This window comes from Azospirillum sp. SYSU D00513 (genome assembly GCF_017356015.1).
Taxonomy (GTDB): Bacteria; Pseudomonadota; Alphaproteobacteria; order Azospirillales; family Azospirillaceae; genus Azospirillum.
Genome location: NZ_JAFIQV010000022.1, coordinates 52100 through 76350 on the forward strand (window position 1 = coordinate 52100; position 24251 = coordinate 76350).

A 24251-nucleotide genomic window follows, 5' to 3' on the forward strand; every position below is an offset into this window, starting at 1 on the left:
GCGTCGTCCGGCCGCCGAACAGGAGATGATGCATGGTCGAGTTGGTTCTCGTTATCTGCCTGCAAGCCCAGCCGGACCGCTGCGCGATCGAACGCCCGCAGTTCCAGGAAAGCTACCCGAACGCGATGGCCTGCATGTACCACGCGATGTTCCGCGTGGTGCAATGGGCCGAGCAGCATCCCAACTACAACGTGCGCCGCTGGCGCTGCGAGGCTCCGCAAGCCTGACGGGGGGCAGGCCTGATGGGAAACGGCCGCCCGGCCCGGCACGGCGGGCGGCACCCGTTCGAGGCGAGCCGCAGCCATAGTTCAAAACCGTCCTTTCAAAACCGTCCTTTCAAACAGGGCTTCCATTCCGCGCCCGCATGAGCGCACGCTTGCGTCGTCCCGGTGAAAGGTGGAGCATGGCTGACGGCCGCCGAGAGAGCGGATTCGAGGGAGGATCGTGCCTATGAAGTTTTCCGTTGCGCCCCGCCGGGCCGGCCTGCTGTTCGGCAGCGCGATGCTGTTCGCGTCTCCGGCCTTGGCCGCCACCCCGGTCAACGACTACCCGACCGAGGCGCGGGTCGATTACGTGATCGGCTGCATGATGACCAACGGCCAGAGCCACGAGTCCATGCGCAAATGCTCGTGCAGCATCGACAAGATCGCCGACGCCATCACCTACAAGGACTATGTGTCCATCGAGACGCTCCAGACGCTCGGCGAGGTGCCGGGCGAGCGCGCCGCCGCGATGCGCATCAACAACTGGGCCAAGGACATGCTGGACAAGTTCCGCCAAGCCCAGGTGACCGCCGACCGCGAGTGCTTCTGACGCGCCGCTGACACAGCCGCTGGAACGAGAAAACCCGGAGCAGCGGCTGCCCCGGGTTCTTCCCGATCCATGCCTGACGAAGGATCAGGCCGGGATCACTTCCCGATGTCCTTGTGCACGGCGTCGCGCGCCTCGGTGAGGTTGAGCGCGCCGTAGGCGGCGTCGCCCGCCTTGCGGAAGGCGGCGAGGTCGATGTCCTCGACCACGGTCATGCCGCCGGCCTTCAGCTGCTCCTTGGTCTTCCGCGACAGCTCCTCGATCTTCTTCGAGGTTTCCTGGCCCGCCTTGACGCATTCCTCGACCAGCGCCGTCTGGTGATCCTGGGGCAGGCCGTCGAAGAACTCCGCGCCGACGACCTGGAAGTTGATCAGCAGGATGTGCTTGGTCTCGTTCGCGTATTTCAGGACTTCCTGGAAGCGGCCGCCGGGAATGTTGTTGTAAACCAGCTCCACCCCGTCGATCGCCTGCTGCTGCAGGGCCGGGAACATCTCGCCGAAGGCCATCGCCACCGGTGCCGCACCCAAGGACTGGATCGACTTCTGCCAGATCGGCGCGCCGGGCGTGCGGATGCGCAGGCCGGCCAGGTCCGCCGGCGTCCGGACGGGCTTGTTGGTGAAGAAGTGGCGGAAGCCCTGGACCCAGTCGAAGCAGACCACCTTCAGCCCATGGTTGGCCGCCAGTTCCTTCTGCCACTTGATCATGGTGGGCGATTCACGGAGCTTCGCCACCTCCTCCAGTGTTTCCACGAAATAGGGGCCGTTCACGACGGCGAGGTTCGGAACGAAGGTGCCGAGCCGGGCCGCGTCGGTGTTCTGGCCGACATTGCCGCCCTGACGCATGTTCTCGATGATGTCTTCCTCGACGCCCAGCTTGGCGCTCGGGAAGACCTGGATGCGCAGCCCGCCCTTGGTGCGCTCCTCGACGCGCTTGGCCCAGAGAAGAAAGCCCTCGTGGAAGGCTTCGGTCGGCGCCAGCACATGGTTGAGGCGCAGCGTCTGCTTTTCCTGAGCCTGAACGGTTGCGCCGCCGACGGCCGTGAGGCCAAGGACCGCGCAGATGGCGGCCAGCGATTTGCGCAAAGACGACATTTGCTTTTCCACTCCTGATGAAACCGGGATCGTGCCCTTAACCCAAGGCAGGGCTCCCGGGGCGGCCTGGCCGTCCCCGGGGCCACCGCCCCTTCATTCTTTGCCGGAGGTCCGGCTTACGACGCGCGGATCTGCTTCAGCACGGCCGCCATGTCCTTGCGCAGCGTTTCCGCCTGCATGTTCACCTCGGCGGAGGCGCTGAGCACCTGGGAGGCCGCCTCGCCGGTGCGGGCCGTGGCCGCAGACACCGTGTCCATGCTGCTGAACAGCGCGTTGGTGCCGCTCGCCGCCTGCTCGACGTTGCGGGCGATTTCCCGCGTGCCCGCCTCCTGCTGCTCGACCGCGGCCGCGATGCCGGAGGAGATCTCATTGATCGAGCCGATGGTCTCGGCGATGCGGCGGATGGCGGCGGCGGCCTCCGTCGTCACGGCCTGGATCGACCCGACCTGCTGCGCGATCTGCTCGGTGGCGCCCGCCGTCTGGTTGGCGAGGCTCTTCACCTCGCTGGCGACGACGGCGAAGCCCTTGCCCGCCTCGCCCGCCCGCGCCGCCTCGATGGTGGCGTTGAGCGCCAGAAGGTTGGTCTGGCTGGCGATGTCCTGGATGAGCTGAACCACGGCGCCGATCTCCACGGCCGCGTTCTGGAGCGTCCGAACCGTCGCGTCGGTCTTGGTGGCCTCGTCGGCGGCCTGGCCGGTGAAGCGGGCGGAGTCCGTCACCTGCCGCCCGATCTCGGCGATGGAGGCGGACAGCTCCTGCGCCGCGGCCGAGATGGTCTCGACGTTGCTGCGCGTCTGGTCCGCCGTCACGGCGGCGTCGGACGCTTCGCGGCGGTTCCGCTCCGCCGCCTGGGTCATCTCCTCCGCCATGCCGTGCATGTCCTCGGCGCGGCCGGACAGGGTGCCGACCACGGCCTGGATGCTGCGCTCCAGGTCGTCGGCGAGGCCCAGCATCATCGACCGGCGCTCCTCGGCGGCGCGGGTCCGCTCGGCCTCGGCACGGATGTTGGCCGCCTCGACCTCGCGCGCGGTGTCGCGGAAGACCAGGAGCGCCTGCGCCATGTCCGCGATCTCGTCCTGGCCCGAGGCCTTGATCGGGTGGTCGAGCCTGCCGCCCGCGATGACGCGCATCGCCTCGGCGAGTGCCGTCAGGCGCAGCACGATGTGGCGGCGCACGACCAGCCAGATGATCAGCGCGGAGGCGACGATGCTGAAGATCGCGAGGCCGGTCAGCCAGGCTTGGCCCTGCCGGACCGCCTGCCCCGCAGCCTCCGAAGCCACGGACGCCTGCGTGCCGGCGGACTGCACGAGGGTCGCCGCCGCCTCGCTGAGGCGGGTTGCCGACTGGGCGTTCGCCGCGAGAAGGGCCTTGCCCTCCTCCTGTGCCGCCAGGGCGGCGCGCCGGACCTGGAACACGTTGCGGTCGCGCGCCCCGAAGTCGAGCAGCGCCCGGCCGCCCGCCACGATCCCGCCGTCCTCGATGCCGGCGATGATCTCCAGCCGCTTCTCATACTCGGCCTTCGCCGCGTTGAAGGCGGCCTGGAGCCCTTCCACCGCCGCGAGGGTCGGCGCCGTGCCGGCCTGGTTCATCTGGCCGGTCAGCAGGTTCCCGTAGGCCGCCAGTTCCAGAAGCGTGCGCAGGGAGGTCAGGTCGCGCTTGACGTCGGTCAGCCGGTCCGAGGCCTCCGTCTTCAGGTCCACGGTCGCGAGCTTGAAGGCGCCGCGCGACATCCGGAGGATCCGGTCGATGGTGCCCATGAGCTTCTGCTCGAATTCATGGGCCTTATGAACCGATTCCGCGACCCGTTCGGCGAGGGCCGCCCGTTCCTGCGCCGGCGTGTCGGGCGACAGCTGCTGCCGCTTCCAGTCGAACGCGTCGGTCGGCTTCACCCCGAGCTTCACCAGGGCATCCATATGGCCCGGGAAGTCCGGCCATTGCTTGGCGTTCTCGAACCGCTTCGCGCCGGCCATGGCAGCGGGGATGCTCGAGCTGAAGGAGGCCATCATCCCGTCCAGCGATGCGGGATCGGTGACGTGCGCCAGGTCCCGCAGGGCGTCCACCATGGACCGGATGGCCAGGCGCGTCTCGTACACGGCGATGAGGTCGGCGCTCGACTGGGTGTCCAGCCGGTCGGCCGTGTCGGTGATGACGCCCTCCAGCTGGTTCGCGGACTTCTCAAGCGCCGCGGTCTTCTCTTCCACACGCGGCTCGATGATGGCGCGCAGCTTCTGCTGGGCCTCGTTCATGCCGGCCGACAGGCCGGCGCCAAGCTCATCCGCCCCGATGCGCGCCTGCGCCACCCGGTCCAGGCTCGTAAGGTTTCCGAACATCGCCTGCGCCTCCGTCCGGAGGCTTCCCAGGACCTCCGCCGGGGCGCCGAACCGTTCGGCATCCCCGATCAGCGCGCTGAGCAGCGCCTGCTTGCGCTCCAGATCGGCCTTCAGCGCCTCGCGGCTGTCCTGCCGGTCGGCTGCGGCGAGCGCCGGGGCCAGGGCGACGAAGCGCGCGCTCTCCGCGTTCAGACCGTGCGCTGCCGAAAGGCTGGGAATGCTCTGCTTCACCACCTGGGTGAGGGCGTCATCGACGGTGTTGAAGGACAGCCAGCCGATGCCGGCGCCGAGCACCGCGATGGCCGAAATCGTGCCGACCGACAGAAGGAGCTTCCGGCCGATGCCGAAGGCGCCACGCGTACCCGTTGACGGCATGCCACCGCCGATCACCTTGCTGCCACTCATCCCATGCCCCCAGCGATACCGGCGCTCCGGGAAAACGCGATACGTTCCCGACGGCCATAATTCTGGAGCTGAAAGCTGATCCTAAAGTATTAACGATCCATCAACGAACCTGAATGGCGCGTTTTTGTTTATGATTAACAAGTTGACAAAGTTCTGCCATATCTTATGCATCGAAGGCCACATTTGGACGCGAACAATATCATTCTGTACTTGTGATATATTAATATTACCTACGAAGAAAGAAAAAGCCTAAAGCGAACGTAATCAGGATTGTTCAATCAGAAGAACGTGGCGGCGTCTGCTCTCGGAACACCTGAGCGTCAGGGTGGTCGCGCGGGAGCCAGGATGAGTTTCCAGAGCGCTCCGCGTCCGGGACAGGCCGCCCAAGAGGACGATCTGAATATTTCAGTATTGAAATTTTTTGTCTGCACGGCCTGTACGGCGGGCACCTGCGTCTGTCGCGCCGCGAACTGGCCGCGTGCCTCGCGGCCGGCATGCCGTTCGCCATGCTGGTCTTGCGGTCACGGCGGCCGGCTGGACAAAGACTGTTCCGAACCCGGCACGCGGACCGGGGCGGGTTCGGAGGCTGGCCGCGATTTTCCCGCCCCTACAGGGCGGGACGGCCGCCCGTCGGCCAGGATCCGGTAAATTCCTGGTTTTTCGAGTCGCGGGCGACGACCTGCAGCGTGCCGCCCGCCGCTGGATCGATGCCGAAGCTGAAGCTCGGGTCCTCGCTGATCGAGATGTCCGTGTCGATGTCGAGCACGGTTTTGCCGTCCAGCGTCACCGTGACCGTATCCAGGTAATGGGCGGGGATGTAGGTGCGGCTGATCTGGTCGAACTGGAAGCCGCTGTTGTTCGGGTGGGCGATGAGGAGCTGTGTGGTCACCGGCCCGCCGCCCACGGGCGCTTCCGCCTGGCGCAGCCGCATCTTGCCCAGGCGGTTCAGCGCCTCCTTGGGGTCCTTGAGCGCCGGGGCGGAGCAGCCGCCGGCCGCCTTCACGTAGGCGGCGGTCATCAGGAGCTGGCCGTCCTCCGTCTCGCCCACCGCGCGCACGTTGGTGTAGCTGTCCACCCGGACGCGCGTCTCGATGAAGCCGCCGGCGCTGGCCGGGCCGAAATGGACGGTGGCGGCGTGCGGCACCGGGTTGCCGTCGATGAAGAGCGACAGCGACTTCAACCGGGCCTGCGGCTTGACGTCGACGCGGATCGGCACGATGGCGGCGTCATGGGCGCGGGTGGGCGCGTCCAGCGCGATCAGGTCGCCGGCCTCCTCGATGGCGCGGCCCGCGTAGAAGTCGTTCCTCAGCACCTCCCAGCGCTCCACATCCTCCTTCTTGGTGGAGGGAGGTGCCGCCGCGAGGGCGGGCATGGCCGTGAGGACGGCCAGCACCCCGGTCAGCAGCGCGGCGCGAAGGCTTTTCGGGAACGCGTTCATGGTGTCCTCCCCTATTCCCATTCAAGTTCCGCGAAGGTCGCGGTGACGTTGCGCGGGTGATAGTCCTCGAACAACAGCCAGCGGCCCTTTTCGTCGGCGGCGACCGTCTCGACCGCCTCGCGCATGCCGCCCATCCGCTTCTGCACCGCCCGCACCCCTTCGACCACGGCGGTGAGGTAGCGGCGCTGCGCCTGCGCCGCGTCCGGCCAGGGCACCGAGGGCGGGCCGTGGCCGGGCACCGCGCGCTTGGCGGGCTGCGCCATCAACTCCTCCAGCACGCGCAGCCAGCCGAGCGCGCTGCCGTCGATGGCCGGAACCCGCTCCACGAAGAGAAGATCGCCGGTCCAGAGCGTGTCGGTCCGCAGGTCGCGGACGGTCAGGTCGTTGTTGGTGTGCGCCGTGCGGTGCGCCGTCAGGATCAGCCTGCGGCCGCCGAGGTCCAGTTCGCGCGTGGTCTCCACCGGCAGCTCGACGCGGACCGGCACCACGGCCTCGGCCACGGCGGCGCCCAGCTCCTCGCCCAACCGCTGGCGGTAGCCGTCGAAGCGCGCCGCCACGGCCCGCTCCAGTTCGGCATGCGCCGCCACCGGAACGCCGGGAAAGGCGGCGTTGCCGAAGATGTGGTCGGGGTGCATGTGGGTGTTCACGACATAGAGGACCGGCTTGTCGGTCACCGCCTCGACCGCCTCGCGCAGCCGCCGCCCGACCTCCGCCGATCCGCCGGTGTCGATCACCGCCACGCCCCGCTCGCCCACGACGAAGCCGACGTTGGCGATGTCGCCCTGGTTCCCTTCCGTCGCCTCGGCGTGCTCGCCCTGATGGACGAACAGGCCCGGCGCGACTTCGGCCATCGGCAGGGGCTCGGCCAGCGCCGGCCGCGCAAACCCCAGCAGGATGGCCGCGCCGATCGCGAGTACGCGCCCGGTCATGCGTTTCCTTCTTCCCATCGGCCGGCCTCTTCCCGGGCCATTCCGCCGCGAGTGCGGCACAATCCGGCAAGTCTACAGGCACGGTGGGGAGCGCGAAAGGCCGCCGGGGTCGTACTGCACTGCGAAATGTGGGGGTTGGGGGCGCTGAAGCCGTTCCCCTTCCCGAGGACCGCGCCTTCCCTCTTCGTCATTCCCGCGAAACGCTCTTGGCGAATGCCTCTGCCATTCGCCTGCCACGTCAGAGCAAACGAAGTTTGCTTGAGAGCGGGAATCCAGTCCTTTCCAAAACGAACCCGTTGGAAACTCTGGATCCCCGCGTCCGCGCATAGGCGCTAACTTTTGTACATCGGCCCGTTTTGCCGAAGCCTGCAATCTCCCTCTTCGTCATTCCCGCGAAAGCGGGAATCCAGCCCTTCCCGTAGGGAAACCGTTGGAAGCCCTGGATCCCCGCTTCCGCGGGGATGACGGTGGAGGGGTGGTCGGAGGCTTGCTTCAGTCAGTTAGCCGATAAAGTTAGCGCCTAAGCGCGTCCACGGGGATGACGGCGGAAAGCGTGGTTGCTGTCCGTGGACGGAACTCAAGTGGCCCGCGGAAGGACTCTCAGGAAAAGACCTGCGCAACGGGACCTTCGCGTAAGCCCACAAACGCCAAGAGGGCAGAAGATCCTGGCGGCCTTCTGCCCTCTCGGGACAACAACACTGCGCGGGGCGGCACCGTGGCGCCGCCCCTGGACCGGGCCGAAGCCCCGTCGGGCCTCAGCCGGCCGCGAACGGGTGCTTGGCGGAATCCTTGCCGCTGATGACGTCCTGGGCGGTCGGGAAACCGCGGACGGCACGCTCGATGGACTCCTTGGTGGCGCGGTAGTTGTAGTCCTGGATCTTCGCGTCGTCGGCGGCTTCCCAGTGGATGAACACGCCCACGCAGATGAAGATGTTGTCGGCTTCGTCGGCCGGGATGGTGCCTTCGGCGAGGCAATCGGCAACCGCCTTGGCGACACCGTGTTGGGCCGGGCCGAACATCTGGACGGCCTGCTTGGCGCCCTTGATGGTGACCTTGTTGAACATCACGGTGGCCGGCTTGCAGAGCAGGTTCGGCGCAACGACGGCGAGCAGCGAGGTGAAGCCGTCCTTGTTGTTCGTCAGGGCGTTGGCGAAGGCCGCCTCGGCGGCGCTGCCGCGCGGGCCCATGATCAGGTCGATGTGAGCGACTTCGTTGCCGTCGCCGACGAGCGACTCGCCAACCATCAAGCGATCAATCTTGGCCATAGGAATCCTCCCAAAGGTTGTATCTGTCCTGCCCGAATTGACTACCAGGCTGAGACTGGCGGGATCGTAACCTCAAGCCAAAGCGCAAACAAGCTGTTTACGGTGAGATCAGCCGAGGTACCGGGGTTTATCCCCATCTGTTTTAGCTCGCGGTCCCATTCCGCGAGCAAACGGCGCTTTTCAAATTTGCAATCAGTACTTTCGACTGATGTTTTCTTGCTGCGGCTGCGCAAGACAAGCTCCATCGCCGCCGCATCTCCGAACTTGCGGGCTACGTGGCTGTCCTCGAAGGCGGTGAGAAACTCGAGGAAGACGGATTCGGCCATGGCACCGGGCTCCACCTCCGCCGCGTGCAGCGCGCGGGCGCGGGCCACCCCGACCGTGAAGAGGTCGGCGTAGCCGTTGGCGTATTGCGCCGCGATGCGGTCGCGGCCCTTGGCCGCCACCATGGCGTCCAGCAGCGTCACGCGGGCGGCGCCACGCACGTCGTGCTCGGGGGCTTCGCCGAGCCCGGCGGGCGAGGCGATGCGGATCGCCTCGAACACCGCCTCGGCGTCCGCGACCGTCAATTCCGCCAGGACCCGCCGGACCTCCGCCTGGAGGCCGCCCCGCCCGCCGCCCCCCTCGCCACCCAGCCCCGCCCGCTCGGCGGCGGCGGCGAGCGGGGCGGCCAGCAGCAGGATGCCGAGGTTGGTGTTGCAGCCCACCGCGTCCCAGGTCGCGCGCATGGCGCCCAGCACGCGCTCCCCCACGCTCGCACCCGCCCGCGCGATCTCCGGCGCGGAGACCTCGGCGCTGCGCAGGAAGTCGCGCGTCGTCATGCCGTGCCCTTCGGCGTGGACATGCACGTTGCCGGGCTTCAGCCCTAGCAGCTCCGCGTGGCAGGCCGCGGTGAAGGCGTGCGCGATGTCAGCCATCAGGCCGGAACGGCGGAAGCCGGGGCGAGGCCCAGCACCCGCTCCGTGAAGTCGGCGATCAGCGCGTCGCCGATGTCCACCGGCGTCACCTTCTGCAGGCCCTGCCAAGCCGGCATGCTGTTGACCTCCAGCACCTGCCAGCGCCCGTCGGCGCCACGGATCAGGTCCACCCCCGCATAGTCCGCCCCGACCGCGCGCGCGGCTGCGACGGCGAGATCGGCGTGTGGCCCCTCGGACGGGGCCGGCTCGGCGGTGGCACCCTGATGGACGTTGGTGATCCAGCTCCGGCCCCGGCGGACCATCGCCGCCGCCGCCCGCTCGCCCACCACGAAGACGCGCCAGTCGTGCCAGTCGCCCTCGCGCCGTGGCGGCACGTAGCGCTGGAGGTAGTAGACGCCGCTCATCTCCTCCTCGTCCGGCAGGTCCGCGGCCTCCTCCAGCCGCTTCAGTCCGCGGCCCTGCGCTCCGAACAGGGGCTTCGCCACCACCTCGCCCCCCAGCCGGGGGAGTTCCTGCGCGGCCCGCTCGGGGCCCTGCACGGCGATGGCCGGCGGGGTCGGCAGGCCGGCGCGGGCCAGCAGGAAGCTGGTGATGCTCTTGTCCACGCAGCGTTCGATGGCGCGCGGGCCGTTGTAGACCGGCACGCCCAGCTCCGTGAGCGCGTGCAGCACGCCGAGCCGCAGGGTCACCTGCTCGAAGGTGCCCCGGCCGATGGCGCGCACGAAGACGCCGGCCGGAAGCTCCGTCTCGAAGCCGGGGATCGCCAGCCCCGTCCCGCCGAGACCAACGGCCAGGCCGCAGTCCGACGGGGCGGCGCAGAGATAGGGCACGCCGCGCCGTTCCAGCGCGTCGAGCAGGCGCGGCGTGTGCCAGTCCGGACGTTCGGTCAGGACCAGGACACGGCGCCCGCCGAGCCGGCCGGTCACGTCACTGTCCAGCGGCATCATCGGCCACGACGCCGAAGGAGCGGTCGAGCATCTCCGGGGCCAGCCGCCCGCCGGTGAAGCTGCGCCCGGTGTCGAGCGCGGTGACGATCACCCGGCCGGGGCTGAACAGCATGGAGTCGATGGCGTAGAAGTCGCCGTTCACGGCCTTGAACACCTCCTCGAAGGGGCGGCCGTAATCGCGCGAGCTGGAGCTGGGAAGGGTCTTGGCGAGGTTGGCGGCCTCCTCCTCCGGCCCGGTGACGTAGATCTGCACCGTGCCGCCGAACAGGATGGCGTCGTTGGTGCGGCCCATCGCCTGCATGAAGTTCTTGCCCGGCGGCGGCAGCGGGGCGGTGCCGATGCCGTCCACCACGCGCTCCAGCGGGAAGCCCAGCGCGTGAACCTTGTGCATGGCGACCTCCAGCACGCGGGCGACGATCTGCACCGTGCCGGCGAGGCTTTCGGTCGGGGTCAGGACCAGCGTCAGGTTCTCCGGCTTCACGCCGCAGGTCTCGGCGATGCGGGTCACCAGCGGCGCCGGCGGTACCTTGCCGACCTCCAGCACGAAGGCGGCGTGGTCGCCGGAATCCTGGTAGCCCAGCTCCTCGAACAGGGCCTCCTTGCGGGCGAGCGCCCGGCCGGGGCCGGAGCCCAGCGCGAAGAAGGAACCGTTCTCGTCCTTGTGGTCGAGGCTCCAGCCGGCGTACTGGCTGCCGAGGCAGGCGAGCACCGGGTCGCCGCTGTGCACCGTGACGGCGAAGGGCCGCACGGCGGAGGCCGGGTCGGTCTGGACGGTCACGGTGCCGAGCCCGCCGAGGCAGAGTTCGGCGATGCGCCGGCCGGCCTCGATGCCGCCGCGATGCGCCTTGCCGGCGTCGATGACCGTGGCGCCGGCCACGGTCTGCACGCCGAGCCGCAGCCGGGCGGCGTCGCGCAGCAGGGCCGCGGCGAGCGGCGCGGAAAGCGCGGAAAGGCTGGGGCGGTCCATCATCCTGTCTCCGTTTCGAAAAGGCCCGCGAGGCGGGCGCGCAGCCCGTCCATCCGGTCCATCAGGGAAGTTCGCGCGGCGGCGGACGTCGCTCCGTCCGCGGTGACGGTGCAAACCGGGGCGCCGGCCTGGATCGGGCCGGGGCCGGGCCGGTCAGCGGTCCAGTTGGGCCAGTCGAGGCCGTCGGGAACCGTCATTGTCCGCTCGGCGTAGAGGATACCGGCCGCACGCGCGCCCGGCAACGGCGGCAGGGCATCCGGCAGGTCGCCGGCGCACGCCGCCGCGTGCAGGGCCAGGAGCGGCGGCATCGGATCGCGATCGAAGATCTCCAGCGTGGCGCTCGGCCGCGGGTTCACCTCGACCAGCCAGGCGCGGTCGCCCTCGACCAGGAAGTCGGCCGCGTTCAGCCCGCGCAGCCCGAAGGCGGCGGTGACCCGCGCGACCCAGCCGGACAGCAGCCCGGACAGCCAGTCCGGCAGGACCAGCGGCCCGGCGGCCCCGCCGTAGCGAAAGGGCGATTCCGGCGCCGGGCAGGTCCATTGCGCGCTGAACCCGACCGGCAGGGCGCGCGTCCCGTCGGCCAGGAACAGCAGCGACACCGGCTCGCCTGTCTGGCGGCGCTGGAAATAGCTGCCGGGCTCCGCCATCTCGCCCTCCAACGCGTCGTCCTCGGCGGGCCGGATGTGCCAGCCGCCGCTGCCGCCGGCCCGCTTGCGCAGCCAGCCGCCCTTGCCCGGATTGGTCCTGGCGACGGGCGGGTGCGGGACGCCGAGGCGCCGCAGGGTTTCGGCGAGGACGAACGGATCCTTGACCCGCCGCACCACCTCGGGCGCGTTGCCGAGCAGCGGGCGCCCCTCGGCAAGGGCGGCGAGCAGGTCCGTGTCCTCCTCGAAACCCGTGCCGGCGACCAGCGGCAGGCCCCGCCGTTCCGGCGCCCGCGCGGCGGCGAGCAGGGACCAGCCGTCGAAGCGCAGCCCCTCCCCCGCCGCCTCGACCCGCGCGCAAGAACCGAGTGCCCGCGTGTCGGTGTCGGCGAAGAGGTCGAGCGCCGCGGCCTGCCAGCCGGCGCGCCGGCTCGCAGCCGCGAGCATGCGCGCCGAGACGGCGGCGATCAGCAGGTCCGGCGGAGCCCCTAGCTCCAGGGCGGCGCCCTGCCCGGCCTCGCTCTCAGGCGGTGAGGCCACGGGCGGTTTCCACCGCGTCCTGGAAATCCAGGTACACGGCCTTGGTGGCCTCCTGCATGCGGCTCAGCAGGGCGTGCTGCACCTTGAACTTCACGTTGCCGATGGCGAGCGCGCCGACGCCGACACCGTGGGGCAGCGCCACGCCGTTGTCGTGGACGTCCACCCCTTCGATGCCGAGCGGCGGGACGGCGTTGATGTCTGCGGCGACGCGGAGCTTGGTGGCACCCTCCAGCTCCTGCTTGCTCAGCACCTGCACGCCGGCGGCGGCGGCGCAGAGCACCACCTCGGCCTTGGCCAGCAGGTTCTCCTTGCCCTCGGTCTTCATGTCCACGCAGTTGAGCTTGACGCCATAGCGCCGACCGAAATCGTCGGCCTTGCCCTGGATCGCCTCGGCGCCGCGGTGGCTGACCAGCGTGACGTTGGCGCCGGCCTGGGCGGCGATCAGCCCGACGATGCCGCCGACGACGCCGGTGGCGCCGTAGACCTGCACCTCAAGCCCCTTCAGGCTTTCCGTGCCGGTCTTGCGCAGGGCCTGCTCGACCACCGCGATCATGGCGGCGGCGGTGGTGAAGGAGCCGTAGGGATCGACGAAGACGGAGATCTGGAACGGCGGGAACATCGATTTCTTCGCCGCGTCCATCATGTCCAGCGCCATCGAGGCGTCGCGCCCGCCGATGAAGATGCCGGTGCGCACCGCGTTGCGCGGGTCGCGCGAGAACATGGCGTCCTGGGTCAGGCCGACGATGTCCTTCTGGGTGATGTTGGTGTAGGGGACGATGATCGATATCCCCGCGTCCGCCGCCATGTTGACGTCGAAGGGGCTGACGTTCGCCAGCGGGGTCATCATGTGCAGGACGTATGGCGCAGCCATTCTTCTAGATCCTCCCAAATTTCTTTCTTTCCGCGGTCCTCCCCGGAGCGGTCTCCGGGGTGCCGCGGCTGCGGTGTAGGCTAGACCGTCACGGCGCCGAGGTCGGCGCCTTCGATGCTGGCTCCCGTGTTGGAACCACGGCAAACCAGAAACTTCAAGGGCTCGCCCGCCCAGCGGCATCGTGCCGCATCCGCCAGCCGCTCGGCCTCCGCCGCGCCGCCGACGATGGCGAAACCGGTCGGCCCCCAGCTGCTCTGGCCGACACCGGGGATGCCCTCGGACTCCAGCCAGCCGATGGCGTCGGCCACCAGCGGGCTGGTGAAGCGGCCGCCCTGGGCCGGGGCGAAATGGTCGCCGACCGTGCGCTGAAGCTCGCCGATCACCCCGCCGAAGCGGTTCACGTCGCGCTCGGCCAGCGCCGGCAGCGCCACCATCAGCATCAGCCGGCAGAGATGCGCCGCCTTCTCCGCCGGGAAGGGCGGCAGGCGGCGGAAGGCGTCCACCTCGGCGGTGCCGTGCAGGCCGCGCACATCGTCGTCGTGCATCACCAGAAGCAGGCGCCAGTCCTCGGGGAAGTCGGCGCGGGCGATGACCGGCGGCGGGTCGTCGCCCGGCCCGCGCCCGCCGTCGAGCAGCACGCCGCCCTGCTGGAAGGCGCCGAGCCCGATGCCGGAGCGCGCGCCGCGCTCCACCTTGCGGGCGAGGTCGCGCGCGGTGGCCGGGCGGCCGTTCAGCAGCGACAGGGCGGTGGAGACCGCGAGGTCCATCTGCGTGCCGGAGCCGAGCCCGGCATGCTCCGGGATCGCCTCTTCCACCGTCAGCTCGACGCGGCGGGAAAATCCTTCGGTCTCGCACAGCCGCTCGACGCAACGGCGCGCGCGCTCGGCGGAGGGGCCGGCGACGCTTAGCGCCTCGGCGTGCCGGACGCGGACCACCGTGGCGGGACGATCGAGGGTGATTCCGATGCTGCCGAACCGGCGCCCGAGGTCGCCGTTGAGGTCGAGGAACCCCGCATGCAACCGCGCCGCCGCGCGCACCCGAACCTCCGGTATCCGGTTCAGACCATCCATCATTCTTTCCTTTTTGCGTATCCTCCCGGTCGCATGATAGCGTGAACGAAAATCAAAATCCGCTCTACAATCCAAAAGGCCCGGCCAGACCCTGAAGAAGGGGTTTCGGGCCAAAGGGTTCCGGACAGGATGGTCCGGGGCGGCAAAATGGGAGGGTCATAATGTCCGACGAGAAGGAACAGCCTCTCGCCGAGGATGTGGTCGAGCGCCGTCTGCGCGAGGAGCTGCCCAAATGGGCCCTCAAGGACGGCTGGATCCGGCGCAAGTACAAGACCAGCAGCTGGAAGGGCACCCTGATGGTGGTCAACACCGTCGGGCATCTGGCCGAGGCCGCCTGGCACCATCCCGACATGACGGTGTCCTACGCCTGGGTCGAGGTGCGGCTGATGACCCATTCCGCCAAGGGGATCACGGAGAAGGACTTCCAGCTCGCCCGCAAGATCGAGGAGGTCGTGCAGTGGCAGCCGGGGGCCGAGGGCGGCGCGTTGGAAGGCACGCCGCGCGACGACCTGCGATTCTCCTACGTCAAATACGACTGAGACCCGACGGGACCGGAGTCCGGACGGCCGCCGCGGCGCGGCCCCGCATGGATTCGGTCCCGACACACGCCTGATCCGAAAGACGCAGAACACGCCCATGGCCCTCACCAAGAACGCCGTGTGCCCCTTCTGTGGGCTCGGTTGCGATGACATCGCGATCGAGCGCACGGAGACCGGCATCACGCCGCAGCCGACCGGCTGCCCGCAGGCGGACAGCCTGTTCCAACGCTCCGCCTCGCCCGGCTCCGGCCCGCGCGTCGGCGGCGCCCCCGCCAGCCTGGAGGAGGCCGTCGCGGCGGCCGCCCGGCACCTGGCGGGGCGCCGCGCGCCGCTGATCGCCGGCATGCAGACCGACGTGGCTGGCGTGCTCGCCGCGCTGTCGCTGGCCGACCGCATCGGGGCGACCGTCGATCACCGCCATTCCGAAGGTCTGTTCCGCAATCTCGCGGTGCTCCAGCGGCTCGGCTGGACCGTGACCACCTTCGCGGAGGTGCGCAACCGCGCCGACCTGATCCTGGTGGTCGGGCCGGATCCGGTGGCCTCCTACCCCCGCTTCTGGGAGCGCTGGGTCGCCCCCGCCCCGGCCCTGCTGCCGGAGGGCAGCCGCCGGCAGGTGGTCTTCCTCGGCGGCACGCCGGAACCCAAGACCATCGACGACCTGGGGGGCGCGCCGGAAACGGTGGCCGAGGGCGCCGGGATCAACGATTCCGTCACGGCGCTGCGCCTGGCGCTGGACGGGAGCGGGACGGAGGCGTTCGTCGATCTCGGCCGCCGGCTGCTCACCGCGCGCTACGCGGTGGTGGTCTGGGCCGCCGGCATGTTCGGCGGCGAGGCCAGCGACCTGACGGTGGAGAGCATCGTCCGTCTGGTCCGCACGGTGGACACCACCACCCGCTGTTCCGGCCTGCCGCTGTCCGGCACCGACAATCTGGCCGGCGCCAACTACGCCTGCGTCTGGCGCACGGGCTTCCCCCTGCGCACCAGCTTCGCGGGCGGGCTGCTGAGCCACGACCCCGACGCCATGTCTTGGGCCCGGCGCCTGCCCGGGTCGGACGCCGTGCTGTGGATCTCCAGCTTCCGGCACGAGACGCCGGCCGCCGATATCGCCAGGGCCAAGGGCCCGGTGGTGGCGCTGGCGACGCCGGAGACGACATTCGACAAGGAGCCTGATGTGTTCATCCCGGTCGGCACGCCCGGCATCGACCATGCCGGCGACGTGTTCCGCTCCGACAGCGTGCTGGCGCTGCACGCGCGCGCGCTGATCGACCGCGGCCTGCCGCGCGCCGCCGACGTGCTGGACCGCATCGGCGCGAGCCTGACGGAGGCCCCCGCATGCTGATCAAACTCGCGGGCGGACGCCTGTTCGACCCGGCCAACGGCCGCGTCGACGTGACCGGCGACATCTGGATCCGGGACGGGCGCATCGTCGCCGATCCGGGGCCGGGCGCCAAGCCGGACGAAACCCACGACCTCTCCGGCCGGATCGTGATGGCCGGGGCGACGGACATCCACAGCCACATCGCGGGCGGCAAGCTGAACATCGCCCGCATGCTGATGTCGGAGGAGCACCACGCCCACGTCCACCCGGCGCACGGCCTGTGCGGCTGCGGCAGCGGCATCGCCACGCCCTCCACGCTGACGACCGGCTACCGCTACGCCGAGATGGGCTTCACCGCCGCCTTCGAGCCGGCGATGCTCGGCATGAACGCGCGCCACACCCACCTGGAGATGGCCGACATCCCGATGCTCGACACCGGCGGCTACCTGGTGCTGGGCAACGACGACTTCCTGCTCGACCTGATGGCGTCGGGCGCCGGCCAGTCGGCGGTGAACGACTATGTCGGCTGGATGCTGGAGGCGACGCAGAGCCTCGGCATCAAGGTGGTGAATCCCGGCGGCATCAACGCCTTCAAGTTCAACCAGCGCAAGCTGGACCTGGACGAGCAGGGTCCGCATTACGGGCTGACGCCGCGCGACATCGTGACGACGCTGGCCCGCGCGGTGCATGACCTCGGCGTGCCGCACCCGCTGCACGTCCACGGCTGCAACCTGGGCGTCCCCGGCAACGTGGCAACGACCCTGGAGACGATCCAGGCGACGTCGGGCCTGCCGATCCACATGACCCACATACAGTTCCACAGCTACGGCACGGAGGGCGACCGCAAGTTCTCCTCCGGTGCGGCGGCCATCGCCGAGGCGGTGAACCGCTCGCCGCTGCTGTCCGTGGACATCGGGCAGGTGCTGTTCGGCCAGACCGTTACGGCGTCCGCCGACGTCGGGACCCAGCGCGGCACCGCCGCCGTGGGCAGCCCGCGCAAGTGGGTGTCGATGGACATCGAGTGCGAGGCCGGCTGCGGCGTGGTGCCCTTCAAGTACCGCGACAAGTCCTACGTCAACGCCCTGCAATGGGCGATCGGGCTGGAGCTGTTCCTGCTGCTCGACGACCCGTGGCGCGTCTTCCTGACGACCGACCACCCGAACGGCGCGCCCTTCACCTTCTACCCGGAGCTGATCCGGCTGCTGATGGACCGCGACTACCGCCTGTCCAAGCTGGCGGAGATCCACCCCGACGCGCCGGCCCACACCACGCTGGGCTCCATCGCGCGGGAATACACGCTGGCCGACATCGCCACCATGACGCGCGCGGCCCCGGCCCGCATCCTGGGGCTGGAGGACCGCGGCCATCTCGGCGTCGGCGCCATCGGCGACGTGGTGGTCTACACCGACCAGCCGAACCGTGCCGCCATGTTCGAGAAGCCGGATCTCGTCTTCAAGAATGGCCAGGTGATCGTGCGGGCGGGCGAGATCGTGTCGGTCGTGCAGGGCTTCACCCATACGGTGCGGCCGGGGTACGACAACCTGATCGAGCGCCGGCTGGCGAAGTATTTCGACGAGCGGATGGGGGTCAACATCGACACCTTCCGCATCAAGGACGACGAGATCCGCAACGGGCAGGGCCTCGTCCGCCACGCCTGCAACGCGCGGGGGGACGGATGCTGATCAACGGCGTGACCATCGTGGAAACCTTCGCCGAGGCCTTCGGCATGAGGGCCACGCGGCTGATCGTGACCGCCGAGACGCCGGAATGGGTGTCGGCGGCGGTGACCAGCATGACGGGCTTCGCCACCTCGGTCATCGGCTGCGGCTGCGAGGCGGCGGTGGAGCGGATCCTGGCGCCGGAGGAGACGCCGGACGGGCGCCCCGGCGCCTCGGTCCTGATCTTCGCCATGTCGCGCGACGAGGTGGCCAAGCACGTCGCCCGCCGCGTCGGCCAGTGCATCATGACCTCCCCCGGTTCGGCCTGCTACGCCGGCCTGAGGGAGGGGCGCATGATCGCGCTGGGCAACGGGCTGCGCTATTTCGGCGACGGCTTCCAGATTTCCAAGAAGTTCGGCGACCGCCGCTTCTGGCGCGTGCCGGTGATGGACGGCGAGTTCGTCTGCGAGGACAAGGTGGCCGTGGTCGACGCGATCGGCGGCGGCAACTTCCTGATCGCGGCGGCGAGCCACCGCCAGTGCCTGCGCGCGGCGGAGGTCGCGGTGGCGGCCATCCGCGGCATGCCCGGCGTGATCATGCCCTTCCCCGGCGGCGTCGTGCGGTCGGGATCGAAGGTCGGGTCGAAGTACAAGGCGCTGATCGCCTCCACCAACACCGCCTACTGCCCGACGCTCCGCGCAGTGGAGCCGAAGACGCAGCTCGCGGAGAACGTCGAGGCGGTGCTGGAGATCGTGCTGGACGGGCTGGACGAAGCGTCGATCCGTGCGGCCATGCGCGCCGGCATCACGGCCGTGACCGGCCTCGGCGCCGAGAACGGCGTGATCGAGATCACCGCCGGCAACTACGGTGGCAAGCTCGGCAAGTTCCACTTTCACCTGCATGAGGTGATGTCATGAGCGGCGTCGCGCTGAGCTTCCGCGGCGAGGCCGGCGTCCGCGCCGACCTGTCGGACCTGCTGCCCGAACGGATCGCCGGCCTCGGCCCGGAGGAGATCGCCCGCATCCCGCTGGCGACCGCCGGCGGCCCCGTGCCGCTGGGCGAGCTGTTCAACGTCAAGACCCTTGCGACGGAGACGGGTGGTGCCGAAGGCAGCCTCCTGATCCGGTCCGGCGGCGCCGTGCTGGACCGCGTCGGCGCCCGCATGGGCAAGGGGCTGATCGAGGTGGAGGGCGACGTCGGCGACCTCGCCGGTGCCCAGATGTCCGGCGGCACGCTGCGCATCCGCGGCAACGCCGGAAACCGGCTGGGCGGCGTGCTGCCCGGCGAGACGAAGGGCATGCGCAACGGGCTGATCCTGCTGTCCGGCGACGCCGGGGACCGGGTGGGCGAACGGCTGCGGCGCGGCACCATCGTGATCGATGGGAGCGTGGGTGCCGACTGCGGCGCCTTCATGACCGCCGGCACCGTCGCGGTCGCTGGCGGCTGCGGCCCGCGCCCCGGCTTCGGCATGCGGCGCGGCAGCCTGATCCTCGGCACCGAGCCGGCGAGCCTGCCGGTCGGCTTCGTCGATGCGGGCATCCGCGACTGGGTCTTCCTGCGGCTGCTCCAGTCCTACCTCGCGGAAACGGGCGGCTGGCTCGCCGCCCGCACGCTGGGCCGCTCCCGCCGCTACATCGGCAACCTCGCCGAACATGGCTTGGGCGAGATCCTGGTGCTGCCGTAGGGAAGGAAGGGCAGTGATTCCCTCTCCCGCCCCGGGAGAGGGTCAGGGTGAGGGTGCAAATCCAGGCAAAGGAGCCCCTGGGCTCCTTTGCGGCGTCCTTCGGACGCCGGCCCTCACCTTCCCAAGCCTAGCGGCTTGGGCCCCTTCCTCTCCCCGGAGGGGAGAGGGAACTGGACCCCGAGTCTCCGGAAGACCCGCCGGCCGAGGGCCGGCAAGGGAGGAAACCATGACCACCCGCCGCGCGCTCCTGGGGGCGCTGCTCGCCACCGCCTTCGGGCTCGGCCTGCCCCTGGCGCTCCAGTTCCCGGCGCAGGGCCAGGCGCCGGCCGCCTCCCAGCCCGCCGCGGCACAGGCCGTGCGGATCGGCTACCTGTCGCAGGAGGAGGACCCGCGCATCCCCCTGACCTTCCTGGAGCCGGAACTGACCGACGAGGGCGTCCAGGGGGCGCGGCTGGCGCTGGCCGACAACAACACGACGGGGCGCTTCACCAACCAGAAGTTTGAACTGGTGGAAACCGTGGTGCCGCGCGACGGCGACCCGGCGGAGGGCTTGAGGAGCCTCGCGGCGGACGGCGTCCGGCTGGTGGTGCTGGACCTCCCGGCGGAGGCGCTGGCGAAGGTGGCGGCCCTGCCGGAGGCGGCGGGGCTGCTGCTGTTCAACAGCCGCGCACCGGACGACGCGCTGCGCAACGAGGGGTGCCGGGCCAACCTGCTGCACACGATCCCCAGCCGGCGCATGCTGACCGACGCGCTGGGGCAGTATCTGGTCTGGAAGAAATGGGTCAACTGGGCGCTGATCGTCGGCCCGGCGCCGGAGGACAAGCTCTACGCCGAGGCGGTGCGCCGCACCGCCAAGCGCTTTGGGGCCAGGATCGTGGAGGAGAAGGCCTGGACCTTCGACACGTCGGGCAACCGGCGCACCGACACCGGGCTGGTGACGATCCAGTCGGAGATCCCCGTCGCCACGCAGCTGCGCGACCATGACGTGCTGATCGTCGCCGACGAGACCGACCAGTTCGGCGAGTATCTGGACGGGCACACCTGGCTGCCGCGCCCGGTGGCCGGCACGCAGGGCTACACCCCCACCGCCTGGGCGCGGGTGAACGAGCAGTGGGGCGCCACCCAGATGCACAACCGGTTCGAGCGGCTGGCGGGCCGCTGGATGACCGCGCGCGACTACGCCGCCTGGCTGGCCGTGCGCAGCGTCGGCGAGGCGGCGACCCGCACCGCGTCGGGCGACCCGGCGGCCATCGCGGCCTTCGTCCGATCTCCGCAGTTCGAGCTGGCCGGCTTCAAGGGCCCGCCCTTCACCTATCGCGACTGGGACGGGCAGCTCCGCCAGCCGGTCCTGATCGCCGGCCCGCGCATGCTGGTCTCCGTCTCCCCGCAGGAGGGGTTCCTGCACCAGAACTCGCTGTTGGACACGCTCGGCGACGACGCCCCCGAGAGCAAGTGCCGCAAGGCGCGCTGAACGCACGGTCATCCCCATCGCCATTCCCATCGCCATTCCGAGGAAGGCTCAACCCATGTTCCGATTCCGACTTCTTGCCACCGCGGGCCTCCTGATCGGCATGGCGGCGCCGGCGGCGGCCGAGACGATCTACGTCACCAACGAGAAGGACAACACGGTCACCGTGGTGGACGGCGAGAAGCTCGCCATCACGGACCGCATCAAGGTCGGCCGGCGCCCGCGCGGCATCACCTTCAACCATGACGGCACGCGGCTCTACGTGTGCGTCGGCGACGACAACCGCATCGACGTGATCGACATCGCCAGCCGCAAGGTGGTGGACCGGCTGCCCTCCGGCCCCGATCCGGAGCTGTTCGTGCTGGACCCGAACAAGCGCCGGCTCTACGTCGCGAACGAGGACGACAACATGGTGTCGGTCGTGGACACCGAATCCAAGAAGGTCATCGGCGACATCCAGGTCGGCGTCGAGCCGGAGGGCATGGCGCTGAGCCCCGACGGCAGCCTGCTGGTGAACACCTCCGAGACGACCAACATGGCGCATTTCATCGACGCTGAGCGGCACGAGATCGTCGGCAACGTGCTGGTGGACGCGCGCCCGCGCGTCGCGCAGTTCACGCGCGACGGCAAGCATGTGTGGGTGTCGTCGGAGATCGGCGGGACCGTCGCCGTGATCGACGCGGCGACCAAGCAGATCGTCAGGAAGATCGGCTTCGAGGTCCGCGGCGTGAAGCGCGAGGCCATCCAGCCGGTCGGCATCGCCATGACCAAGGACGGCAAGCGGGTGTTCGTGGCGCTCGGCCCGTCCAACCGCGTGGCGGAGGTGAATCCCGAGACGATGGAGGTCACCAAGTACCACCTCGTCGGGCAGCGCGTCTGGAACCTCGCCTTCTCGCCGGACGAAAAGCGGCTCTACACGACCAACGGCGTCAGCAACGACCTGTCGGTCATCGACCTGGAAAAGGACCGCGTGATCAAGAGTATCCCTGTGGGCGGCGCGCCCTGGGGCGTGGTGGTGAAGCCCTGACGCCTGAGTGGAGGGGCTGGTGCCGGCCCCTCCGGTTCCCATGGGTCAGTGAATGCGGATGACGGCGGGGTCCGGCTCCTCCGCCCCCTCCCGTGCCTCCGGCGCGCCGACCCGCGCCAGCAGCTCGTCCGCGTCGGGCAGCCCGCCCATCAGCTCCGCCAGCTGCGATAGCAGCGCCGGGGCCACGCCTCCGGCGAGCGTCACCACCGGCGAGGGGCCGGGGAGCGTCGCGCAGAAGCCGACGATGTCCTCGAACATCGTCACGGCGACGCGGCGCGCTTGCGTCTGCGCGCCGCCCTCGGCCGGAAGCGTTGCGGGGGCCTCCGAAGGGCCGCGCCGCAGGCGGTTCACGATCAGGAATTCCCGGACTCCGTCGTCGAACACGCGCGCCGCCATGTAGCCGAGCTGCTCGTCCAGGATGGCGCGGGTGCGGTGCAGCCCGGCCAGGATGCCGGCCGCCACCTCCTCGCGCGAGGCACGCCGCGCCGCGTTGGCGGCGGTCATGCCGATGAGCTGTGCGATGATCATCATGACCGCGCCTCCCCCTTACGGGAGGGGGGAGCGGCGGTGCGTCCCCAAACCGACGTCCTGCGCATGGCAACCTCCGTGGAGCGATAGCCTGGCGGCGCCGCGCCCATCCCAGGAATCGGGCGCACGCCGCACGACGAACCGTGCCGGACCCGCGCCGAAGGGGCGTCCGGCGGCGGGGGATTTGGGATTTTCTGGAAGGATGTCAAGAGGTTGATGGCTGCGGAAAGGCCGTGGACGGCGTCCGCGCGGTCACCCTTCGGCCCGCAACGCTTCCGTCACGTTGAAGCTGGCCGCCCACACCTCCGCCTGCGACCGGGACAGCCCCGTCAGCCAGCGGCCGGCGGCCTGCGCGTACACGCCGGTCTCGCGGTCCACGACGCTCCACCGCCCGTCCTGGTCCGGGCGGGTGGCATAGCGCGATGCGGGCGGAGGGGCATGGCGGTCGGGCATGGGAGGAGAATGCGGCAGTATGCCGTTGCCGTGAAGATGCCGTTGCAAATTGTGGCATACCGCAGCAATCGCACACGTCCGTAGGAGTTGCCTGCCTGTTCGTGACATCCCTGCCCGCTCTTGCGCACCCGCGAAAGGCTCCTAAATCTCGCGCGCTCCGGCGCCCGGGCGGGGAGGTTCCGCCCAGGCGCCGGAAGGCCTGACTTCATTGCCGATGCTTGCTTTCACGAGGGGTGTTGCTGATGAAGATCGCGCAGATCGCACCGCTGATCGAGCGGGTCCCGCCCAAGCTGTACGGGGGGACCGAGCGCATCGTTTCCTATCTGACCGAGGAGCTGGTCCGGCAGGGCCACGAGGTGACTCTGTTCGCCAGCGCGGACTCGATCACCTCGGCGGAACTGGTTCCCTGTTGCGACACAGCCCTGCGGCTGAACCCGCGGGTGCAGGATCCGCTTCCCTACATCACGATGATGCTGGAGCAGGTTCGCCGCCGCGCCGCCGATTTCGACGTCCTGCATTTCCACATCGACTATCTGCATTTCCCCCTGTTCCGCGACATCGCCGGCCGCACCGTGACCACGCTGCACGGACGGCTGGACCTGCCGGACCTGCGGCCACTCTACCGCGCCTTCCCGGACATGCCCCTGGTGTCCATCTCCGACGACCAGCGCCGGCCGATGCCACCGGTCAATTGGGCAGGGACGGTGTATCACGGGCTGCCGAGGAACCTCCTGTCCTTCTCGCCCGAGCCGCGCGAGGGCTATCTCGCCTTCCTGGGGCGCATCTCGCCGGAGAAGGGGCCGGACCGCGCCATCGAGATCGCCAGGCGAGCCGGCCTGCCGCTGAGGATCGCGGCCAAGATCGACAAGGCCGACCGACCCTACTGGGAGACGGTGGTCGAACCCATGATCCGCAACGCGCCGGAGGTGGAGTTCATCGGCGAGATCCGGGAGTCCGAAAAGGCCTCCTTCCTCGGCGGCGCGCGCGCCCTGCTCTTCCCCGTGGACTGGCCCGAGCCCTTCGGGCTGGTCATGATCGAGGCCATGGCCTGTGGCACGCCGGTGATCGCATTCGGCCGAGGATCGGTTCCGGAGGTGATCGACCACGGCGTCACCGGCTATGTGGTGGAGGACATCGATCAGGCCGTGGCCGCGCTGGACCGCCTCGACGAGCTGGATCGGGCGGAGGTCCGGGCCATGTTCGAGCGCCGCTTCTCGGTGGAACGCATGGCCGGCGACTATGTCGACATCTACCGGAGGCTCGGAGGCGCCGGCGTCCTGCCGCCCCAGCCGACGCGCCATCCGGAGCTGTCGCTGGAGGTGGCCGCCTGAGGCCCGCACGGACGCCCCTGC

At 69.8% G+C, this 24251-nt stretch carries 23 protein-coding genes; 10 read left to right on the forward strand and 13 right to left on the reverse strand.

Annotated features, from left to right (window positions below):
- The first annotated feature begins 32 nt into the window (after window positions 1-32).
- Together JUB11_RS17145 and JUB11_RS17150 are read left to right on the forward strand one after the other, a co-directional pair.
- On the forward strand, window positions 33-227 hold the full coding sequence (locus tag JUB11_RS17145; RefSeq protein WP_207459791.1) for a hypothetical protein: 195 nt from the start codon (window positions 33-35) through the stop codon (window positions 225-227).
- 223 nt (window positions 228-450) lie between these two features.
- A complete protein-coding gene (locus tag JUB11_RS17150; RefSeq protein ID WP_247887123.1) occupies window positions 451-813 on the forward strand; it encodes a hypothetical protein in 363 nt (120 codons plus the stop codon).
- 95 nt (window positions 814-908) lie between these two features.
- On the opposite strand, the gene JUB11_RS17155 is transcribed toward JUB11_RS17150, so the two are convergent.
- The 11 genes from JUB11_RS17155 to JUB11_RS17205 all read right to left on the reverse strand — a co-directional run bounded on the left by JUB11_RS17155 (window position 909) and on the right by JUB11_RS17205 (window position 14227).
- Window positions 909-1901 carry a C4-dicarboxylate TRAP transporter substrate-binding protein gene (locus JUB11_RS17155; protein WP_207459792.1) on the reverse strand — a complete coding sequence of 331 codons (993 nt, stop codon included), beginning with the start codon at window positions 1899-1901 and terminating at the stop codon, window positions 909-911.
- Window positions 1902-2017: 116 nt separating this feature from the next.
- On the reverse strand, window positions 2018-4606 hold the full coding sequence (locus JUB11_RS17160; protein ID WP_207459793.1) for a methyl-accepting chemotaxis protein: 2589 nt from the start codon (window positions 4604-4606) through the stop codon (window positions 2018-2020).
- Window positions 4607-5243: 637 nt separating this feature from the next.
- On the reverse strand, window positions 5244-6074 hold the full coding sequence (locus JUB11_RS17165) for a quinoprotein dehydrogenase-associated SoxYZ-like carrier (protein WP_207459794.1): 831 nt from the start codon (window positions 6072-6074) through the stop codon (window positions 5244-5246).
- Between the two features lie 11 nt (window positions 6075-6085).
- Entirely contained in the window at window positions 6086-7003 is a 918-nt protein-coding gene (locus JUB11_RS17170; RefSeq protein WP_207459795.1) for a quinoprotein relay system zinc metallohydrolase 2, read from the reverse strand.
- A gap of 755 nt (window positions 7004-7758) precedes the next feature.
- A complete protein-coding gene (fae, locus tag JUB11_RS17175) occupies window positions 7759-8268 on the reverse strand; it encodes a formaldehyde-activating enzyme (protein WP_207459796.1) in 510 nt (169 codons plus the stop codon).
- A gap of 41 nt (window positions 8269-8309) precedes the next feature.
- Window positions 8310-9185, reverse strand: a complete 876-nt coding sequence (locus JUB11_RS17180; protein WP_207459797.1) for a triphosphoribosyl-dephospho-CoA synthase — start codon at window positions 9183-9185, stop codon at window positions 8310-8312.
- Complete coding sequence (locus JUB11_RS17185) at window positions 9185-10132, reverse strand: RimK family alpha-L-glutamate ligase (protein ID WP_247887124.1); 948 nt, start codon at window positions 10130-10132, stop codon at window positions 9185-9187. Before JUB11_RS17185 ends, JUB11_RS17180 begins: the two co-directional genes overlap by 1 nt.
- Window positions 10113-11102, reverse strand: a complete 990-nt coding sequence (gene mch, locus JUB11_RS17190; protein WP_207459798.1) for a methenyltetrahydromethanopterin cyclohydrolase — start codon at window positions 11100-11102, stop codon at window positions 10113-10115. Before mch ends, JUB11_RS17185 begins: the two co-directional genes overlap by 20 nt.
- Window positions 11099-12283 (reverse strand): ATP-grasp domain-containing protein, encoded by a 1185-nt coding sequence (locus JUB11_RS17195; protein WP_348771456.1) that lies wholly within the window; start codon window positions 12281-12283, stop codon window positions 11099-11101. Before JUB11_RS17195 ends, mch begins: the two co-directional genes overlap by 4 nt.
- On the reverse strand, window positions 12267-13154 hold the full coding sequence (locus JUB11_RS17200; protein ID WP_207459799.1) for an NAD(P)-dependent methylenetetrahydromethanopterin dehydrogenase: 888 nt from the start codon (window positions 13152-13154) through the stop codon (window positions 12267-12269). The genes JUB11_RS17195 and JUB11_RS17200 overlap by 17 nt, the downstream gene beginning before the upstream one ends.
- 80 nt (window positions 13155-13234) lie before the next feature.
- Window positions 13235-14227, reverse strand: coding sequence for a beta-ribofuranosylaminobenzene 5'-phosphate synthase family protein (locus JUB11_RS17205; protein WP_207459800.1), 993 nt, complete (start codon window positions 14225-14227; stop codon window positions 13235-13237).
- Window positions 14228-14385: 158 nt separating this feature from the next.
- Here JUB11_RS17205 and JUB11_RS17210 point away from each other — a divergent pair, with 158 nt between their 5' ends.
- From JUB11_RS17210 to JUB11_RS17240, 7 genes are all read left to right on the forward strand, one after another.
- A complete protein-coding gene (locus JUB11_RS17210) occupies window positions 14386-14763 on the forward strand; it encodes a 4a-hydroxytetrahydrobiopterin dehydratase (RefSeq protein ID WP_207459801.1) in 378 nt (125 codons plus the stop codon).
- A 97-nt stretch (window positions 14764-14860) separates the two neighbouring features.
- A complete protein-coding gene (locus JUB11_RS17215) occupies window positions 14861-16102 on the forward strand; it encodes a formylmethanofuran dehydrogenase (RefSeq protein WP_207459802.1) in 1242 nt (413 codons plus the stop codon).
- Window positions 16096-17763 (forward strand): formylmethanofuran dehydrogenase subunit A, encoded by a 1668-nt coding sequence (locus JUB11_RS17220; RefSeq protein WP_207459803.1) that lies wholly within the window; start codon window positions 16096-16098, stop codon window positions 17761-17763. Before JUB11_RS17215 ends, JUB11_RS17220 begins: the two co-directional genes overlap by 7 nt.
- Window positions 17757-18656, forward strand: a complete 900-nt coding sequence (gene fhcD, locus JUB11_RS17225; protein WP_207459804.1) for a formylmethanofuran--tetrahydromethanopterin N-formyltransferase — start codon at window positions 17757-17759, stop codon at window positions 18654-18656. The genes JUB11_RS17220 and fhcD overlap by 7 nt, the downstream gene beginning before the upstream one ends.
- Window positions 18653-19423, forward strand: a complete 771-nt coding sequence (locus tag JUB11_RS17230; RefSeq protein ID WP_207459805.1) for a formylmethanofuran dehydrogenase subunit C — start codon at window positions 18653-18655, stop codon at window positions 19421-19423. Before fhcD ends, JUB11_RS17230 begins: the two co-directional genes overlap by 4 nt.
- 226 nt (window positions 19424-19649) lie before the next feature.
- A complete protein-coding gene (locus JUB11_RS17235) occupies window positions 19650-20894 on the forward strand; it encodes an ABC transporter substrate-binding protein (RefSeq protein ID WP_207459806.1) in 1245 nt (414 codons plus the stop codon).
- A gap of 55 nt (window positions 20895-20949) precedes the next feature.
- Window positions 20950-21918 carry a PQQ-dependent catabolism-associated beta-propeller protein gene (locus tag JUB11_RS17240; RefSeq protein WP_207459807.1) on the forward strand — a complete coding sequence of 323 codons (969 nt, stop codon included), beginning with the start codon at window positions 20950-20952 and terminating at the stop codon, window positions 21916-21918.
- 45 nt (window positions 21919-21963) lie between these two features.
- Here the strand turns inward: JUB11_RS17240 and JUB11_RS17245 are convergent, their stop codons facing one another.
- A complete protein-coding gene (locus JUB11_RS17245) occupies window positions 21964-22449 on the reverse strand; it encodes a hypothetical protein (RefSeq protein ID WP_207459808.1) in 486 nt (161 codons plus the stop codon).
- 249 nt (window positions 22450-22698) lie between these two features.
- Window positions 22699-22899 (reverse strand): hypothetical protein, encoded by a 201-nt coding sequence (locus JUB11_RS17250; RefSeq protein WP_207459809.1) that lies wholly within the window; start codon window positions 22897-22899, stop codon window positions 22699-22701.
- A gap of 242 nt (window positions 22900-23141) precedes the next feature.
- On the opposite strand from JUB11_RS17250, the gene JUB11_RS17255 reads away from it, so the two are divergent.
- The gene (locus JUB11_RS17255) at window positions 23142-24230 is read left to right on the forward strand and encodes a glycosyltransferase family 4 protein (RefSeq protein WP_207459810.1); all 1089 of its coding nucleotides are present in this window, start codon (window positions 23142-23144) and stop codon (window positions 24228-24230) included.
- Window positions 24231-24251: the final 21 nt, after the last annotated feature.